Origin of the sequence: Caulobacter sp. (genome assembly GCF_039596335.1) — a bacterium.
Classification (GTDB): Bacteria; Pseudomonadota; Alphaproteobacteria; order Caulobacterales; family Caulobacteraceae; genus Caulobacter.
This window is the reverse complement of record NZ_JBCNJZ010000013.1, coordinates 83,362-98,990: the sequence shown is the minus strand read 5'-3', so window position 1 is coordinate 98,990 and position 15,629 is coordinate 83,362. Positions and strand designations below refer to the sequence as shown.

16 protein-coding genes are annotated in these 15,629 nt (G+C 66.4%); 7 read left to right on the top strand and 9 right to left on the bottom strand.

Translation table 11 applies throughout. The annotated features are described in order from the left end of the window. Nucleotides 1–7 precede the first annotated feature (7 nt). The 3 genes from ABDW31_RS23180 to ABDW31_RS23170 all read left to right on the top strand — a co-directional run bounded on the left by ABDW31_RS23180 (nucleotide 8) and on the right by ABDW31_RS23170 (nucleotide 1,957). The gene (locus ABDW31_RS23180) at nucleotides 8–1,051 is read left to right on the top strand and encodes a hypothetical protein (protein WP_343699662.1); all 1,044 of its coding nucleotides are present in this window, start codon (nucleotides 8–10) and stop codon (nucleotides 1,049–1,051) included. 105 nt (nucleotides 1,052–1,156) lie between these two features. Further along, nucleotides 1,157–1,342: a hypothetical protein gene (locus ABDW31_RS23175; RefSeq protein WP_343699661.1), complete on the top strand. Its 186-nt coding sequence runs from the start codon at nucleotides 1,157–1,159 to the stop codon at nucleotides 1,340–1,342. A gap of 252 nt (nucleotides 1,343–1,594) precedes the next feature. Further along, complete coding sequence (locus ABDW31_RS23170) at nucleotides 1,595–1,957, top strand: CZB domain-containing protein (protein WP_343699660.1); 363 nt, start codon at nucleotides 1,595–1,597, stop codon at nucleotides 1,955–1,957. Between the two features lie 40 nt (nucleotides 1,958–1,997). Here ABDW31_RS23170 and ABDW31_RS23165 read toward each other — a convergent pair whose 3' ends face one another. Further along, complete coding sequence (locus tag ABDW31_RS23165; RefSeq protein WP_343699659.1) at nucleotides 1,998–2,312, bottom strand: hypothetical protein; 315 nt, start codon at nucleotides 2,310–2,312, stop codon at nucleotides 1,998–2,000. Between the two features lie 657 nt (nucleotides 2,313–2,969). Between ABDW31_RS23165 and ABDW31_RS23160 the strand changes: the two genes are divergently transcribed. Further along, nucleotides 2,970–3,695 (top strand): OB-fold nucleic acid binding domain-containing protein, encoded by a 726-nt coding sequence (locus ABDW31_RS23160; RefSeq protein WP_343699658.1) that lies wholly within the window; start codon nucleotides 2,970–2,972, stop codon nucleotides 3,693–3,695. 5 nt (nucleotides 3,696–3,700) lie between these two features. On the opposite strand, the gene ABDW31_RS23155 is transcribed toward ABDW31_RS23160, so the two are convergent. The 3 genes from ABDW31_RS23155 to ABDW31_RS23145 all read right to left on the bottom strand — a co-directional run bounded on the left by ABDW31_RS23155 (nucleotide 3,701) and on the right by ABDW31_RS23145 (nucleotide 4,731). Further along, complete coding sequence (locus ABDW31_RS23155; protein ID WP_343699657.1) at nucleotides 3,701–3,943, bottom strand: hypothetical protein; 243 nt, start codon at nucleotides 3,941–3,943, stop codon at nucleotides 3,701–3,703. Nucleotides 3,944–4,001: 58 nt separating this feature from the next. After that, nucleotides 4,002–4,394: a hypothetical protein gene (locus ABDW31_RS23150; RefSeq protein ID WP_343699656.1), complete on the bottom strand. Its 393-nt coding sequence runs from the start codon at nucleotides 4,392–4,394 to the stop codon at nucleotides 4,002–4,004. Nucleotides 4,395–4,548: 154 nt separating this feature from the next. Further along, nucleotides 4,549–4,731, bottom strand: coding sequence for a hypothetical protein (locus ABDW31_RS23145; protein WP_343699655.1), 183 nt, complete (start codon nucleotides 4,729–4,731; stop codon nucleotides 4,549–4,551). Between the two features lie 92 nt (nucleotides 4,732–4,823). Here ABDW31_RS23145 and ABDW31_RS23140 point away from each other — a divergent pair, with 92 nt between their 5' ends. The 3 genes from ABDW31_RS23140 (at nucleotide 4,824) to ABDW31_RS23130 (ending at nucleotide 6,659) form a co-directional block, all read left to right on the top strand. Then, nucleotides 4,824–5,597, top strand: coding sequence for an exodeoxyribonuclease III (locus ABDW31_RS23140; RefSeq protein ID WP_343699654.1), 774 nt, complete (start codon nucleotides 4,824–4,826; stop codon nucleotides 5,595–5,597). Then, nucleotides 5,594–5,917, top strand: coding sequence for a hypothetical protein (locus tag ABDW31_RS23135; RefSeq protein ID WP_343699653.1), 324 nt, complete (start codon nucleotides 5,594–5,596; stop codon nucleotides 5,915–5,917). Before ABDW31_RS23140 ends, ABDW31_RS23135 begins: the two co-directional genes overlap by 4 nt. Before the next feature lie 547 nt (nucleotides 5,918–6,464). Continuing rightward, on the top strand, nucleotides 6,465–6,659 hold the full coding sequence (locus tag ABDW31_RS23130) for a hypothetical protein (RefSeq protein WP_343699652.1): 195 nt from the start codon (nucleotides 6,465–6,467) through the stop codon (nucleotides 6,657–6,659). A 103-nt stretch (nucleotides 6,660–6,762) separates the two neighbouring features. On the opposite strand, the gene ABDW31_RS23125 is transcribed toward ABDW31_RS23130, so the two are convergent. From ABDW31_RS23125 to ABDW31_RS23105, 5 genes are all read right to left on the bottom strand, one after another. Next, nucleotides 6,763–7,851, bottom strand: coding sequence for a nucleotidyl transferase AbiEii/AbiGii toxin family protein (locus ABDW31_RS23125; RefSeq protein WP_343699651.1), 1,089 nt, complete (start codon nucleotides 7,849–7,851; stop codon nucleotides 6,763–6,765). Beyond that, on the bottom strand, nucleotides 7,848–8,516 hold the full coding sequence (locus ABDW31_RS23120; protein ID WP_343699650.1) for a DUF6088 family protein: 669 nt from the start codon (nucleotides 8,514–8,516) through the stop codon (nucleotides 7,848–7,850). The genes ABDW31_RS23125 and ABDW31_RS23120 overlap by 4 nt, the downstream gene beginning before the upstream one ends. A 77-nt stretch (nucleotides 8,517–8,593) precedes the next feature. Further along, nucleotides 8,594–12,673: a hypothetical protein gene (locus tag ABDW31_RS23115; RefSeq protein ID WP_343699649.1), complete on the bottom strand. Its 4,080-nt coding sequence runs from the start codon at nucleotides 12,671–12,673 to the stop codon at nucleotides 8,594–8,596. Nucleotides 12,674–12,730: 57 nt separating this feature from the next. Next, nucleotides 12,731–13,696, bottom strand: coding sequence for a P-type conjugative transfer ATPase TrbB (trbB, locus tag ABDW31_RS23110; protein ID WP_343699648.1), 966 nt, complete (start codon nucleotides 13,694–13,696; stop codon nucleotides 12,731–12,733). Then, nucleotides 13,693–15,618, bottom strand: a complete 1,926-nt coding sequence (locus tag ABDW31_RS23105; RefSeq protein ID WP_343699647.1) for a type IV secretory system conjugative DNA transfer family protein — start codon at nucleotides 15,616–15,618, stop codon at nucleotides 13,693–13,695. The genes trbB and ABDW31_RS23105 overlap by 4 nt, the downstream gene beginning before the upstream one ends. Between the last annotated feature and the right edge of the window lie 11 nt (nucleotides 15,619–15,629).

Below are 15,629 nucleotides of genomic sequence, written 5' to 3'. Positions count from 1 at the left end.
CTGTGTCATGCTCACGACCGACACCCTGATCGAGATCGTCCAGGCCGACCTGCCCCGCCTGACCCGCATCGCCCGTCAGGCCGCGGTCGCGGCCGCCGGACAGCTTCGTATCCAGGGCGTCGTGGCCACCCGCGACAGCGCGGAATCAAGATCACTGCGATCGATGCTCACCGTCGCACCGGATTTGTTCGCGCCGAGCGCCCTGGGTCGGTTCGACAGGGTCGAGCTCTATGGCGTCGCATCGCCCTTGCCCCTGGCCTCGGTTCGCTTCGACGGCGCCCAGCATCAGATCGTGATCTTCAATGGCCTGATCCAGCAGGTCCATTTCTTCGCCGATCTGATCACCGTGCTCGACGGTCTGATCGCCCTTCGCCCCGAGACAAGGGTCGACCCACGCGAGGGCGCTCTATTGGAGGCCGAAGCGTTCTCCATGGCGGGCTTTTCGTTGCTCTCGGCCTTTCTGCGCACCGGCCAGCCCCTACCGCCCCTACACGACATGCTCGGGCCGGGTCGGCGCCAGAACGTCAAACTGGGCGTGGCCGCCGCCATCGCCTTCGCTCTGCTGCACGAACTTTCCCATGTCGAGCTTGGGCACCTGGCCGGCGGCGCACGAAACGATATTGGCCATATGGCCCTGCTCGAACCCGAGCACCTCAGCCTTTACCAAGCCGAGGAGCTTGAGGCCGACCGCCACGCGCTTGAACTGATCGAACCGCACTATCGCCAGGATATCCAGTCCAGCCTGATCTTCCTGTTCGGAAGCTATGCTTTCCTTGAGGCGTTCAGCGGCGGCGAGGAAAGCCATCCGCTGGCCATCAACCGGCTGGCGGCCCTGGCCGACGCGGCCGCCCTACCTGAAGACGTGCGCGACATCGTGGTCGGATGGATTACGGCGCGGTCTCGGCAGTTCCGCGCCCTGGCCGAGGCGCGGTCCAGCGCAGGCGGGGATGCCGCCCAAAGGATCGAGGAGGTGATGCCCGCGGCCCTGGCCCTGCAGATGATCGCCGAGATCAAACAGCGGGTTCTGGCCGAACATGGCCTGATCGATTGAAGCGGCCAGAAGCCCATTTCGTCCGCACTATCGGGCCTCTGACGCAGTCGTGTCTTGGCGGCGATCGACATCTCGGGCGATCCTTGGTCGAACAAGGAGACTTCGATGACCGAACGCGTTTTTCGCCAGGGCGATCAGCTGGTGCGTACGGGCGTCAGCCTGCCTCATCTTGGCGTGCATTCTGGTCAGATCTACGAAGTCGAGGACTACGACGGAGAGCGCGACGGCTTGTTCCTGAAGGGCGTGGCCGAGGGCCTGGACCCAGCCAGCTTCCAGCCGGCCGACCTCTAGCGCGCCATTCCGGATCGGATGATCCAGCCGCGCGGCGCTGGAACGCCATGCGGGACAACTCTTGTGACCTGCCCTCTTGGCCGGGCCGTCCGCCGCGCCATCGACGCCCGACGGGCTTCAGGGCTTTGGCGCGGGTTGGGGTTGCGCGAGGTCCGGTCCGCCATCGATAAATCTGCGTTTGACGCCCAGGCGGTCATCGACTGGTAACCGCCTCGCCCTTGTATGGCGAAGGGGGGCCAAAGAGGGTTCGTCATGGATTTTCAGGAACAAGCACAGCGTCACCTTCAAGTTCGCGATGAGCTGCATGAGGCCATCGCCAGCCAGTCCCGCGTCGATGCGCGCGCCTTGCGCGCAGACAGCACGTGCGACTTGGGCTGCTGGCTGCAGGGCGAGGGCCGGCGACGCTGGCCGGGAAATCACGCGTATCTGAGCCTCCTCGAGGCGCACCGCGACTTCCACGCCGCCGCCGCCGACGTCGCCGAACTCATCAATCGCGGTGATTTCACCGAGGCCCAACGCCGTCTGCGCGCCAACACGCCGCTCTCGGTGGCCTCGGCCGCCCTGACGGCTGGGGCGCGCCGCATGCGTCTGGCCGTCGAAGAGACTGTCGGCTGACCGTCCACCGCGATGGGGCGATGGATCGACGTTAAGTCCGCTAAGCCGCCGAGGATGATCGATACGGTCCCAACCGAGCAGGATGTTTGGGCGTTGGCGCCGGCCTTGGACCGTCGAACCCGCCGATCAACGGCGCGGCCGGATCGGGAGGAAAGAGAAACCGCCCCGCCCGCGCCCCGCCGCGCAGCTTGATCTCAAGTACAGCCGGCTCGCCCGCGTCAGCCAGGCGTTGGCAAAGGTCGCGTGCGGCGGCCTCGGCCTCTGCCCCGGTGCGATAGAACATGCCGTTCTCGACCTGACAGGCGCGGACCGCCCAGCCCTGATCGATCGGCTCGACAAAAACTCGAACTGTCATGGCGAAACTTCGTGACGGACGAGTGGGTTGACGGCCGGCCCCGGAGGCCGACCGTCCGCCCCAACTCATGAGAAGCCCAAGCTATCTAGCCGGCTGAGCGCCGAAAGCACTTCGCTCAGCGGCACGGGGGCTGGGGTTCCCAAGAGCCATCTCTGGCTTGGCCGATGGGGCACGGCGCTGGCGTCCGAGGCCCAGGCGGCGAGGATTTCGCGCTTGGCCTGCACATCGAGGTCGCCATCCTTAAGGACCTCGAGCGGGTGCAGGAAGCCGACGGCGGGCCGCACCGGCCAAGGTCGAGCACCGTCCCAGGAATTCCATGCAGCCGGGGCAAGGCCCTCGTGCTCGTTCGGCCGCCCACGCGACGGAGCCGCACGGGCTCTGGCCGACAGACCCTCCGGCGAAGCGTTCGGAGGGGTGTGATCGAACGCAATGCTCATTTCCATCTCCTCGCATAGCAAGTTGGATATGAGGGGCGCGTCGAAGCGCTCGGCGCCCCAAGTCCGAGCCCTGCGGGGCCCGGCGGCGCATTTGAATTAGTCAGCGCACGCCCATCGTCAAGAGCCGAATCCTTCGGTCTTGACCGTCCTTAGGACGACCGTCTCGGCCAGGCCCGGGTCCTCCAAGGAACAGGCTTTGGTCTCCTGCCGTTGGCACCAGATGGACAAAGCCTTCGGCAAGATGCTTACGCGGCTTGGCGTACTCTCCGCCGATCCCTATCGCACGGTCGACGAGGTCTGGCGTCGCGCCCAGATCGGTCCGGGCGCGCTCTCACGCCTGGCCGAGGCCGACGCCTTTCGCCCGAGCCTTGGCCTGGCCCGTCGCGAGGCCGGCTGGAAGATCAAGGGCCTGCGCGAGGCCGCCCTCCCCCTCTTCGACCAGGCGGGTGCCTCGGAGCTGAACGAGCCGGCCCCGGACCTGAAGGCCATGACCGAGGGCCGCGAGATCGTCGAGGACTACGGCCACGTCGGTCTGAGCCTTCGCCGCCATCCGTTGGCGCTGCTGCGCGACGAACTCGCTGGTCAGGGCTATCGGCCATGCCAGGCCGCCGCCGGCGGACGCGATCGCCAGTTCATCAAGACCGCCGGCCTCGTGCTCGTGCGGCAGATGCCCGGCACGGCCAAGGGCGTGATGTTTATGACCCTGGAGGACGAGACCGGGGTGTCAAACCTGGTGATCTGGAAGACGCTCTACGAGAAGCAGCGCCGGGTGGCGCTGTCGGCGCACCTGCTGGGCGTGGAGGGTCGGATCCAGCGCGAGGGCGATGTCGTCCACCTGGTCGCCTACAAGCTTCATGATCTCGGCGCTGTGCTGTCGAGCCTGCAGGATCGCGGCGCGGACGCCGGCGACCTGTCCTGGGCCAAGCGCAGCCGAAATTTCTGCTGACCTCTCTAATGAACCGTCGGCGCCTCGAAGTTCTCGTCGAGAAAGGTTCGAATGAACTGCGCCCCGTCGATCCATAATCGCTCGGCGACCTCCGGATCGGGGGCTTCATCCATCTGGCGCGTGATCTGATCCACTTGCCGGCCCAGATCGCGATAGGCCTCGACCTGACGCGCCGAAAGACGTCCGGCGCGAAGCTCATCGCGCAGAGCCCGAATGCGCGCGAGAAGCGCGTCAGCCTCTTGATCCATGTCCATCGCCGCAGGCTGACCCCTCGGCCCATCGAGCGCAAGGGCGCTGGACCAAGGTCTAGCTCTGGGCGTCGCCGCCAAGATCCAGGGAGACCAGGAAGGCCTCGATCAACGGCCCTGCCACCATCTCGAAGCGCGCGGCGGAGATTTTGGGAATCCGCGCGCCCAGGCCTTGATGACTCTTCACGAGGCTTCCGCCCGTGAGGCCGACAATCAGCTCCAGCTGGGCGTGGGCGGCCCGCATTTCGCCAGACGGCCCCATCGCCCTGACGGTCGCCCCCTCCGGAAACGTAAAACGATAGATCAGGACGGGTCGGGACGCCTCGGCATAGGCCAGCAGGGCCTCGCGCCGCTGAAGGACTTCGTCGAGATCAACGACCACGCCAACACGAAGCGCGTCGTCCTCGAAGACGATCGGCTGAGCGGCCTGGGCCGCGAGGGGTTTGGGCATGACCAGGATATGGGGTGGAGCGCGCCCTGTCGCCAGGGGTCGGCCGGCCCGCGGACGCAAGAGGGCGTGCACACGAGCCGGCCCCCGTCCACCAGAAACGCGACGCGGCGGACGCTAGATAAGCGATCCGCCATGGGACGCGGTTCCCAGCGAGCTAGTGCTTTTGCCGATCGCCCTTGTCGCCTTGGCCTCGGCCGGCGTCATGGCTGGAATGGCGACGTTGGTCGACGGCCGAAGACTTGCCGACGTCGACTTCCTCGGAAAAGTGACCCTGGTCATCGCGGCGGACATAGCGCTTGTCGCCGGGGGTGGGCTCGATGAGTTCACGTTTGGACATGGCGGTCTCCTTTGTAAAAGACGAATCCGCAGGTCATCCAAACCGTTCCCGCGGCCTGGGAACGCAGTCGCGACGGCAACGGTTGAGCCGGTGTGCGCATCGCCACCTACAACATCAACGACGTGCTCAAGCGCTTCGACCCGCTGCTGGAATGGTTGGATGACGCCCAACCCGACGTCGTCTGCCTGCAGGAACTGAAGACGGAGCAGGGCCGGTTTCCGGCCGAGGCCCTTCAACAGATGGGCTACGGCGCGGTCTGGAAGGGCCAACGCACCTGGAACGGCGTCGCGATTCTGGCGCGCGGCGCCGAGCCCGTGCTGACCCGCTCGGCCCTGCCGGGCGAGCCCGATCCTGCCCAGTCCCGCTACATCGAGGCAGCGGTCAACGGCGTGTTGATCGGCTGCCTCTACCTACCCAACGGCAACCCGGTCCCAGGCCCCAAGTTCGACTACAAGCTGGCCTGGTTCGAGGCCCTGGCGCTTCACGCCCAAGCGCTGCTGGCGACTGGCGCGCCCGTCGTCCTGGCCGGCGACTACAACGTCGTGCCGACAGAGGCCGACATCTATCCCAACCACTCCTACGGCGGTGACGCCCTGCTCCGCCCCGAGAGCCGCGCGGCCTTCCATCGCCCGCTCGATCAGGGCTGGACCGACGCCTTGCGCGCCCTGCATCCCAGTGATGCGCCCTGGACCTTTTGGTCGTACCTGCGCGAGCGATGGCCGCGAGACAAGGGCCTGCGCATCGACCATCTCCTAATCTCGCCCAATCTCGCGGAAGACCTGAGGGACGCCGGGGTCGATCGCTGGGTTCGGGGTCTGGAGGGCGCGAGCGATCACGCCCCGACCTGGATCGACATCGATCAATGAGCACGCCGCCAGTCACGCCGGACGGTCGCTACATCGTCGTGCGCGGTCGGCTCTGGCGACGAAGCAACCCCGACCTTGCTCCCGAGGTGCGCCAGTGCTTTGTCGACGTCCTGATGGCCGCGCGCCGTTCGGTCCGTGAGGCCTTGGCCTCGTGCGACGGGACGGCGCTTTCGGCGGCCCGCGCCAAGGTCCACGCCGCCAAGGTCAGCTTGGGCGAGCGCGGCCCGGTCTGGTGGACCGACGGCGCGCCCGACCTCAACCGTCATATGGCCAGGAACACGCCCTATGCAGAATGGTGGGCGCGACACGGCGACGCCTAGCGTCGCCATATGCGGCGCCTTAGATTGCCATTATGCCTGCTCGCTCCCGCCCGACCGGTCGTCTTCTGTCCCCCACCGGCTGGGCGGGCCTGGCGATGGTTGTTGCCGCCCTTGCAGCCGCGGCCATCGTGGCGTTCGTTTTGGTCCACCCGCACCTAGCCTAGCGCGTCCGGCAGACGCCGATCCGGTTTCCGGTGATCCCAACGCCAAAGGTCCGCCGTGACGATCACCGCCTTCGACTTGACCGTGGCGCTGCACGATGAGGACGGCAGATAATCTCCCGCCGACGGGGAACGCCTTTCCTGTCCACGACTTTTCATAGCGTCCGCACGGCGCCATTTGGCCCTGGGGACGCCAGCGGCCCGGCCAGACGCCCCCCGACGATCGCCGGGCCGCACCCTTTCTTGCTTCTTCCACAGCTTTGCCCGCAGCCACACGCGAGCGTGAGCGTTGTGGCACTATGCCAAGATCTTCGAAACCTCCCCGGACCGGCCAAGGCGAACTGAAGCTCGCCCGTCAGGCCCATCCAGTCGCCTTCTCCTTCCAGATGCTGGACAGCAACCGCGGCACACGCTCGGCCAAGGGCGGCTTGACGGGAGATCCGGAAGCGATGCGCGCGGCCTTTCGTGAAGGCCGGGCCAGCTTAGCGCTCGACGACGGCAAGACCCTCGACATCGCCATTGTCGCCCATGCTGAGGGAAGCGACACGGCCTATTTCGAGAGCCCAGAGACCCTCCGGTAGCACCGCGAGTCGCCCAGGCTGAATTCTTCTTTCGCCCCGGGCGTTTGGAGCCGGCAGGAAATGCGCGACATCGAGCGCCTCGTCCAGCTGATCGGCTGATCTCTCAGCCCTGTGCCGCGTCGTTGTCCTCGTGCCACGGCGCGGCGGCGTTCAGCTCAGCCTCGAGCCGAGAGACGCTGGCCATCACCACATCGAAGTCGGGGACTGGCCCGAAGATCATGCCGCTCATGTCGACATAGTCGGCCCGCAGCCGATCGATCATCCCATCGTGGGGCACGAGGGCGAAGCTGCCGGGACGAGCGCTGGCCTGGTCGGCGTCGGCGCGGAAGAAGAACAAGCGCGCGTGCAGGACGCAGTTGGCGCCAAGGTCCATGTCCGCCAAGGCGCGCGCGGCCACCCCCGCCTCCATCAGCCGGTGCAGGTCGTAGTAGTGACGCGACACCCTCTGTCCATCACCACGCAGGATACCCTTGGCGTCGAACGTGCGCCGTAGGCCATGGACGATCACCACCTTGTCCCAGAAGGTTCGTTCCGGCGCGACCGTGGTGACGTTGGGCACGGCAAGGTCGATCTCGGGGAGGTCGTCGTCGGCGTAGGGCCTGACGGTCCGGGACGTATGCGGGTCCAGCGCCGACTTGGCGCCGCTCTCGATCTTCACGACCTTGCGGACATAGGCGTCCTCGGCCGTCACGGCCGGATAGCGCAGCAAGAGGGTTTGTCCGTCCTTGTCGTCGGGATCGACCTCGACAGTGAAGGCGGTTTCCTCCAGCCCATTGCGCGCGATGCAGGCCCGGGTCAGGTCGGTCAGCTGGGCCCGGAAGTCACCTTGGATGTAGGCCGAGCAGGTCGCCTTCAGGGCGTCGAGCCACTTGCCGCGCGCCGTCTTCGACATGTCCTTGATCGTCTCGACCGTGGTCGTCGAGTCCAGATCCTCACGGAACACCGTCACGTCGATGTCTTCGGAGAAGCGGCTGATCAGGCCAAAGCCCTTGGACAATGACGTGCCGCCCTTGAACAGCAGGCGATGATCGCCCGGCAGGCCGTTGAAGAGAACGTCCAGGGTCCAGCAGACCCAGAAGTCCTTTTCGATGTTCGAGGGCGTCGACCCCAGGCGCTGGGCCGTGGTGTTGAAGACGCCCTCGCGGGTTTCGGCGTCGGCTCTGACCAGCTGGTCGAAGTTGATGTTCATCATGGAGCGATGGCCTGCTCGGTCAGGGCGTCGGCAAGATGTGGGCGGATCAAGTCCTGCATCCAGCTGGGCAGGGCCGAGAAACCTTCGGCCAGGTCCTTGCGCATGGCCGGCCCTGCCTTCGGGTCCTGGAGCAGCTTGGCCACGCGCCGGCTGTAGTCCTGGCCGATCTCGTCTTGATCGAAGGTGTCGCGCAGCCAATGCAGGGCCTGGACCAGGCGCATGGCCGGCCGGCCGGCCCAGAAGAGCTTGCTGGCCGCCGTCGGCCGGAAGGTAATGGCCAGCTGGCCCAGCTGGATCGGCCGCAGGCGCGCGTCGGCATGGACCACGATCTTGGCCGGCACCGCGTTGGTCAGGCCCAGGTCGTTGGCCGCCGTCATGCCGTCGACGAGCAGACGGATGTGGTCTCGCCGCGCCACCGCGTCGATCACCGCCGCCGGATCGGGCGGATTGAGTTTCTTGGTCAGGCTGTTGAGCTTGGGCTTGTCGTAGAGGCCCCGATCTATCCGGCGCAGGACGCCCTGGTGGGCTCGCCGCTGCAGGGCCTTGTCCACGGCATCGCGACCGCCCAGGTCGGTGAAGTCCGACGGCGTCCAGACCTGCCGGCCGGAAGCCTTGGCGATCCGGTCATCCATGATCGAGGTCAGATATGATCTCGGGGCGCTCATGTCCGAAATATGTATACAAATTTCGGACATTGGCAAGTGATGAGTGTCCGAAATTTGTATACATATTTCGGACGCACCTACGCACTGCCTGCTGGATCCGCTCCGTCCTTTCCGCCGCGCGGTTTGAATGTCGGCTTGGCGGGCGGCTCCTGGCCCGCCTTCGCCGCAGCATCGATCTCGGTCTGGGTCGGCTGGTAGGCGACATCAAGCACGACGACGTCCACGAAGCCTCGCGCCGCGTCTGGCAATTGGCTCGTCAGGGCCTGTTGCAGCGCCTTGGCGCTATCGATTGGCTCTAAACCGGCGGGAACCTTCGGCACCTTTTCGTACTCGGCGCCAAACCAGAACACCAAGTAGACGCCGTGGCCCGACGATCGCAGGCTCAATGCGTAGTCGACGACCTGGTCCTGAACCGCCGTCCAAATTTCCTTGTTGTAGTGCCGCTTGGCCTCGATCGGCAGAGAGGCTGCGTTCTCGCCGATCAGCACCAGATCTACGCGACGGTTCCCCCGACTGCGATGCTCCGTGGACGGCGCCACCGGGATGCGGAACGGTCTCAGACGGTCGTTGAGGCGGTCGGTCAGGAGATCGCGGCAGTCGTTCTCGTCCTTGGGCGAGCCGTCCGCGCCGGAGGGAAAATTCCAGTATCCGCGCCAAGGCGACGTCGGACCGGTGAGGATATCCTGGCCCAAGTCCGCCAGCACTTCACGCAGCACCGCCCTCAGGTCGGCCGGCGTCGCCGGCGGACCACCCGTCAAGGCGCGCGCGACATCGCCAGGGGCGGGCGCAACGAACTCGGCCTCTCTTCTGACAGCGTCTTGAGCGCTCATCCGATTGCGCAAGAGCTCGTTCCAGACCGCAAGCGCCGGCGCCTCGGTCAAATCCTTGAGGATCACACCGGCCGCCGCGAGCGGCGAATCCGCGAGGCGGTGAATGGCCCCGGACACAAGCTGCTGCAGCACGCCTTGCTGGTGAGGACTGGCCGCCGGCGCCGTCAGCGACCCAAGCCGCTCGACGATAATACGATCTCGATCCAGGGCCTCGGTCGCGCCTTGGCTTAGGCCGCGTTCCACCGCAGCCTTCACCACTTCACTCAGGCGACGATAACCATCGTCATCGACCACGTCCTGATCGAACAGGGTCCCGGTCGACCCAGGAGTGAGGGCGAAGGCGAGGATCCGCCACTGCCGTTCAACTTCAAAGGAGAGACCCTTCGCCAAGCTCTCGGTCACCAGCGTGCGGAGATCTCCAGGACTCAAGAGCCGTGCTGCGGCCATGATGGCCGGCCACAAGCCCTCAACAGGAAGATCGGGATGCTGCCGCAGGAGGCTCTCGACTACGGCCGCCAAGCCCGAGCCCACGGACTCGAAATCCGTAAGGTGCGGCACGTGGGTGGCCCCAGTCCTGAGCGCCTCGGCCCAGAAGGTCAGCAAGGCGTCTCGGCCGCCCTGATCGCGCAAGATCCGGTCGATGGCGATCCTGGCGACGGCCATGCGAGCGGCGTCTTCGCTAAGCATGTACGCCCCGCGCAGTACGGCGAAGGCCGTCGGCAGCGGCAAGGCGAAGCTCTGGTCCGCGGCGAGACGCTCGGCCATGAAGACCACGGCGACGGTCTCGAGATGGTCCGTCAGCCGCCGCCCTTCATATTGACCCTGCTCCTCCACCGAGCAGGGAAAATCCGTCGCCAGCCGCTCCCAGCCTTCCCGAATGTCGCTCGCGATCTCGGATCCGAACCGGGAGATCAGCCGGTCTTCGCCCCCCTCGACGGCGTCACCATCCTCATGACCCAGGGCGACGCCGGCGGCGAAGACCAGAGCGCCGGTCTGGAAGCCACTGCGAACGGACTCGGCATGCTCGGCAAGCCATTTACGGTCCGAGTCCTGCTGAGCTTGGCGTTCGGCCGCCTGGCGTTCAAGGCGCTCGGCCTCGTCCTGTTCCCAAGGCCGCGTTCGCGAGGACACCACCCAAGTCAGAGTATTGCCGTGAAGCGTCGGGCGCAGGTCCAAGACTGCCTGCGTTCGGTCGCCAAGCTCGTCCTGCTGGCGGCCCGCCAGGGTCAGACGCGCGGCCAGTTCGCCGAGGTCGACCAGCTTTTCCTCGTCGGGTTGCCCCTCAGCGGCAGCGGCCTCCAGCCTGGCGACCACGGTTTCCCTGACGGTCTCCGGGACTTGGCTGCCGACCATCGTGCCGTACAGATAGTTGGCGTTCCAAAGTCCTCTCCGTTGCTGGGAGGCGACGATGGCGTCGTACAGCGCCTGTGGCCGTTCGGGCGCAGCGGCCGCCCAATCCGCAATCGCCTCCTTAAGAACGGCCTTGTAGTCCGAATAGGGCTGCAGTCCGAGATTCGCGACCCATGTGACGATCGTTTTGCCAGTGACGTCCGGTGAAGCCCGGACGGTCGCAGCGAGAATGCGTTCCAGAGCGTCTGCCAGCTCATAGCCCCGGGAAAGCGGCCGGGAGGCCTCGGTGAAGGGGGCGTCGAACAGCTCAGGGATAGGCGTCGCGATGAGCGCATCGGTCAAAGGACGCAGGTTTCCGGTCGTTCGGTCCCGTGTGGATCCATATTCCCGAAGTAGCGTGTGAACTTCAGCGGCGGTCGCGCCCTTCCCGATCAGTCCGGAAAGCGCGAAGAGGCGCAACAACAGCGGGCCGCCGTCAGGTTCAGTCGAGAACCCACCGAGGAGTGCGCGACCAATCTCCACCGGATCGGCAGCGCCGTTCAGCGCCGCGTTGAGGGCGCGCCGGCGGAACCCTTCGACGAGGTTCGGATCAGCGGCCATCGCCAGCAATCGAGGTCGCAAACTCTCGACCGGCTTGCCGATCGAAAGCGCCTCCAGCACCAGGATCCGCCGGTGATCGCTCTCATCTGGATCCTCGGCTACGGCGATCAGGTCCGCCGCCAGGTCTTCGCCCGCCAGCCCGCCGATCGCGGTGGCGCCGCGGGCTGAGCTGAGGAACCACGGATCGCTTCGGCCAATCTCGCCGAGGACGGCGCGCCGATGCTCGGTCGGCAGCATGGCTGGGTCCCCATGGAAGACGATCATCTCGGCGCTATCGCGCGCCAGCTCGAGCGCCCGAGCAACATGGCGCGTCCTCGAAAGTTCGGAAACGAACCAGGCGAAGACACCTGAAAGCGCCGGCGCGGGCCGATCCTCCGCGCCGCCCAGAAACGCCAGCGCGCGGTCCACGGTGATCGCCGCGCCGTGGGCGGGGTCCGTCGCGCGCGCCAGGGCCCGGCCGGCCAAATATTCCGCCACGATGCGATGGGTCGGTTTGAACGCGCCACCGGCGCCAACGAACAGCGGCGTGTCGAGCGCGAACCTCAGGGCCAGCGTGTCGACCCGGGCTTCCAGCAGATGGTCCTGGGTGACGAACTGGTTTCCGACCGGCGCACGTCCCGAGCTCCAGATGTCCTCGCGCCCCGAAAGCAGAAGAACGAGGCTGGCGACCTCGGCGGCCGCCAGGATGCGGCTTGGCTCCGGCCGATCGTCTCGGTCCGGAAGATCGGGATTGATCTCGTGGGCCATCTGATGCGTCGCCTCGCGCAGCAGCGCGCCCCGCGTGGAGATGTCGGCCGACGTCAGAACCGTCGACTTCAGAAGCTTCAGCGTGGCGGGATTGGTCATCAATCCACCGGCGGCCATGGCGTCGACGCGCCCCATGAAGCCCAGGGGGTCGCCCTCACCCCAGAAGGTCAAGATCGTGCGGATGTCGAAACGGCTGAGGGGCTGCAGCAGCCAGGTCTCGAACGCCCCGAGTTCGCGGTCGAGATAACGGATCTCCGGTTCCGGCAACGAGATCGCCCTGCAGGCGATGCGCCAGCGGGTGCAGTTCGACGCCTTCAGGACCCTGACGATGTCAGCGAGCCGGTTTCGCGCCGGCTCGCCGATCCGGTACTCCTCCAGGGCGTCGATGAAGACGGCGCCCCCGACGGACCGACCGTTCTGTACAAGGTCCTGGGCCCTGACGACCTCTGCCCCTTCATCTGCGGCTGCCTGCGCGAACGCGGTCGATTTGCCGATGCCTGGCTCGCCCAACAGGACCAGCCGGTCGCTGGCGGCCAGATCGCTCATCGACTTGAAGTCGCCCGGCTCCGGATCCGACCCACGCTTGACCACGAGACGATCAATCCGGGCGTAGTCGAGGGTCGAGGACATGGGCGATCTTTCAACCAGAGCTTGGCTGTTATCTAGAATTCGCCTCGCCGTCCGTCATCAAGAACCCGCCGCCACTGGCGACATCTTGTAGTCGCCATCGATCCAGCCCTCGACCCGGACCAACGCGTCGAGCACCGGGCCATTAGGTCCACGCTTGAGGAATGCGATCAGGTTGATGGCCTGGCCGATGGCGCGATGGGGAATGGTCGGCACGACCTCGCCGATCAGGTCCTCCAGACGGCTGAGCGCTTCGCGCGCGCTGTTGGCGTGAAGGGTGGCCAGCCCTCCCGGGTGACCCGTGTTCCAGGCCTTGAGCATGTCCAGGGCGCTGCCGTCCCGCACCTCGCCAACGACGATGCGGTCGGGCCGCAGGCGAAGGGCGGCGCGCACCAGGTCGGCCATGGTCACGACCGGCGCCGTGCGCTTGGTCAGCAGAGCGATCTGATCCAGGGCCGAGCACTTCAGCTCGGTCGTGTCCTCGGCGATCAACACCCGATCCCCGGCGAACGCGGGCTCGGCGAGGATGGCGTTGGCGAAGGTGGTCTTGCCGCTGCTGGTGCCGCCGGCGATGAGGATGTTGTCGCGGTCGGTGGCGGCCGCGCGCAGCGCCTTAGCCTGGTCAATCGTCATCGCGTCGCGGTCGACGTAGTCGCCGAGCGTGTAGATCAGCGCCGGCGGCTTTCGGATGGCCAAGGCGGGTCCGGCGGTCACGGGCGAGAACACGCCCTGCACGCGCTCGCCGGTGAGCGGAAGGGTGGCGCTGAGCAGCGGCTGGTCAGCGGTGATCACCTCGCCCACGTGATCCGCGACCAGGCGCAAAATCCGCTCGGCGTCAGCCCGCGCCATGGTCTGGCCGCTGAACACCCTCCCCTGCCCCAGGCGCTCCACCCAGATCTTGCCGTCCGGATTGACCATCACCTCCACCACTAATGGCTCGGCCAAGGCCTGGGCCACGACCGGCCCCATGGCCTGCCGCAAGGCCGCATTCTTCCGGTCCAGCGCTTCTTGCGGGACGATGCTCATAGGTCCTCCTCGTCGCTGTAGATCAGGTCCACGACGCTGAGGCCGTCCGCGCAGGCCATGTTCATGGCGACGTCGGCTGTGCGCATCGGGGGCTCGAATGGCTCGACGGCCTGGACGCCCAGCCAGTCGATCGGGGGCGGACCCGGGGTGTCCAAGGTCTCCGGGGTCTGGACGAACTGAGCCCGCTCGCCATGGAAGAAGTCGCGGGTGTGAGCCGAAAAAAGCGGTTCTTCCCAGAAGCGGATCTTCTCGGCCATGAAGGGCTTGGCGTTGTTGACGAACAGGAACTGCTTGTCGCCCGGCAGCGCCCGCACATCCTGCTCGGCCAGCACATAGCGCTCGACCTCGCTCTGGCTGCGGCTGCGATGGCCCGTCCCGAACGCCAGGCGCGGGTCGCTGAAGCTTTCGCGCATCTCCAGGGCCCGGCCGGCTCGCTTGACGATGCGCTCAATACTGGTCGGCTCGGACGTCGCGAAGGCCGCCGTCACGTGGCAGTTATCGAAGATCGAGGTGTGCACCCCGTAGTGCTTGAAGACGTCATTGAACGACTGACAGATGAGATGCGCGGTCAGCCCGTAGCCCGCCATCTCGCCGAGCGCGTTCTCCAGGAACGGCAGTGCTCCAAGTTTCGAAAACTCGTCGATCACCTTGAGCAGGCGATGTCGTTTTTTCCGGCCGCGGCTGTCGGCGTCGATCGTCTCCATCAGGCTGTTGATGCTCTGGCGCAGCATCACCCGGACCAGGAACGCCAGGCGGTCGGCGTGGGCCTGCGGCGTGATCAGATAAAAGCTCACCGGCGCCTCGGCGCAGACCAGGTCGCCGATGCAGAAGTCCGACCAGGAGGTGGCGTTGGACACCAACGGGTCGGCCCACAGCGCCAAGGATTTCTGGGCCGTGGCCAGGACGCTGGAGCGAACCCTTGGCTCCATGCTGCGAAACGCCGTCGCTCCAAGCCAGACCTCAGGATGGACCTCGGCGATCGGCTCGCCGTAGGCGTCGCGCGCCAGGCCGTCGGCCGCGCGCGGGTCGGGCCGCCAGCGATGCTTGGTGCCCAGCATGGCGTCCAGGGTCGCGTTGATGTCGATCAGCAGACGCCGGACATAGGTCAGGTTCTTCAAGTCGTCGGGCGCGGTGTACAGCGCGTGCAGGATCACGCCGGTGAAGAAGTTGGCCGCGCTCTGGTCGAAGAAGTCGAGATTGCCCTGCTTTAGGCCGATGGGATCGACCAGGATGCCGACGATGTTCTGGATGTCGGCGATCTCCATGGGGCCCTTGCGGACCTCGAACAGCGGATTCCACCGCGCGGTGTTGAGATCGGTCGGTGCGAAATAAAAGGTGTGGGAGAACTTGCGGCGATGATCGGCGGTGATGTGCCAAAGCTCGCCCTTGCGGTCGTAGACAAAGAGGCTCTCGGGCCACGAGATCACCGTCGGCACCACGTGCCCCGCGCCCTTGCCCGAGCGAGAGGCGCCGACAATGATGCAGTGCTCCACGCCGGTGAAGGTCAGCAGGCGGCGCTTGAGCCGGCCAAGCACGCGCCCGGTCAGGCGCTCGCCGTTCAGGAGGCTCGCACCCTTGGCCTCTGCAAGACGGCCCCAGGCCGCTGTCCCGAAAGGCTTTGGGCGGGCGATGAAGCGGCGGGTCAATCCCGCGATCATCAGGATCGGCCAGACGAAGACGCCCAGGCCCACGAGCACGGCCTGGTCGAAGGCGTGGGGATAGGTCGCCGCCCATCGACCATACCAGCCGAGGATGGACCAGGGCGCGTAGAGCCGTACCGCGCCAAAGCCGGCCCAACCCGGACCGAAGGCCTTGGGATAGGCGAAGAGATGGCCGGCCATCTGGGTTGCGGCCGACAGGCCAAGGAGCGCCAGGACGAGGGCGAGCGGGACGAGCCAGCGGGCCTGAGGAGAGGTGCTCATGGCGCCAGCTG

What these genes read in the sequence shown, in the direction of transcription:
- trbB (WP_343699648.1), bottom strand. Translation starts at nt 13,696, where the DNA reads ATGAGCATCGTCCCGCAAGAAGCGCTGGACCGGAAGAATGCGGCCTTG.
- ABDW31_RS23120 (WP_343699650.1), bottom strand. Translation starts at nt 8,516, where the DNA reads ATGAGCGCCCCGAGATCATATCTGACCTCGATCATGGATGACCGGATC.
- ABDW31_RS23165 (WP_343699659.1), bottom strand. Translation starts at nt 2,312, where the DNA reads ATGACAGTTCGAGTTTTTGTCGAGCCGATCGATCAGGGCTGGGCGGTC.
- ABDW31_RS23115 (WP_343699649.1), bottom strand. Translation starts at nt 12,673, where the DNA reads ATGTCCTCGACCCTCGACTACGCCCGGATTGATCGTCTCGTGGTCAAG.
- ABDW31_RS23105 (WP_343699647.1), bottom strand. Translation starts at nt 15,618, where the DNA reads ATGAGCACCTCTCCTCAGGCCCGCTGGCTCGTCCCGCTCGCCCTCGTC.
- ABDW31_RS23145 (WP_343699655.1), bottom strand. Translation starts at nt 4,731, where the DNA reads ATGTCCAAACGTGAACTCATCGAGCCCACCCCCGGCGACAAGCGCTAT.
- ABDW31_RS23135 (WP_343699653.1), top strand. Translation starts at nt 5,594, where the DNA reads ATGAGCACGCCGCCAGTCACGCCGGACGGTCGCTACATCGTCGTGCGC.
- ABDW31_RS23175 (WP_343699661.1), top strand. Translation starts at nt 1,157, where the DNA reads ATGACCGAACGCGTTTTTCGCCAGGGCGATCAGCTGGTGCGTACGGGC.
- ABDW31_RS23170 (WP_343699660.1), top strand. Translation starts at nt 1,595, where the DNA reads ATGGATTTTCAGGAACAAGCACAGCGTCACCTTCAAGTTCGCGATGAG.
- ABDW31_RS23180 (WP_343699662.1), top strand. Translation starts at nt 8, where the DNA reads ATGCTCACGACCGACACCCTGATCGAGATCGTCCAGGCCGACCTGCCC.
- ABDW31_RS23130 (WP_343699652.1), top strand. Translation starts at nt 6,465, where the DNA reads ATGCTGGACAGCAACCGCGGCACACGCTCGGCCAAGGGCGGCTTGACG.
- ABDW31_RS23155 (WP_343699657.1), bottom strand. Translation starts at nt 3,943, where the DNA reads ATGGATCAAGAGGCTGACGCGCTTCTCGCGCGCATTCGGGCTCTGCGC.
- ABDW31_RS23125 (WP_343699651.1), bottom strand. Translation starts at nt 7,851, where the DNA reads ATGATGAACATCAACTTCGACCAGCTGGTCAGAGCCGACGCCGAAACC.
- ABDW31_RS23150 (WP_343699656.1), bottom strand. Translation starts at nt 4,394, where the DNA reads ATGCCCAAACCCCTCGCGGCCCAGGCCGCTCAGCCGATCGTCTTCGAG.
- ABDW31_RS23160 (WP_343699658.1), top strand. Translation starts at nt 2,970, where the DNA reads ATGGACAAAGCCTTCGGCAAGATGCTTACGCGGCTTGGCGTACTCTCC.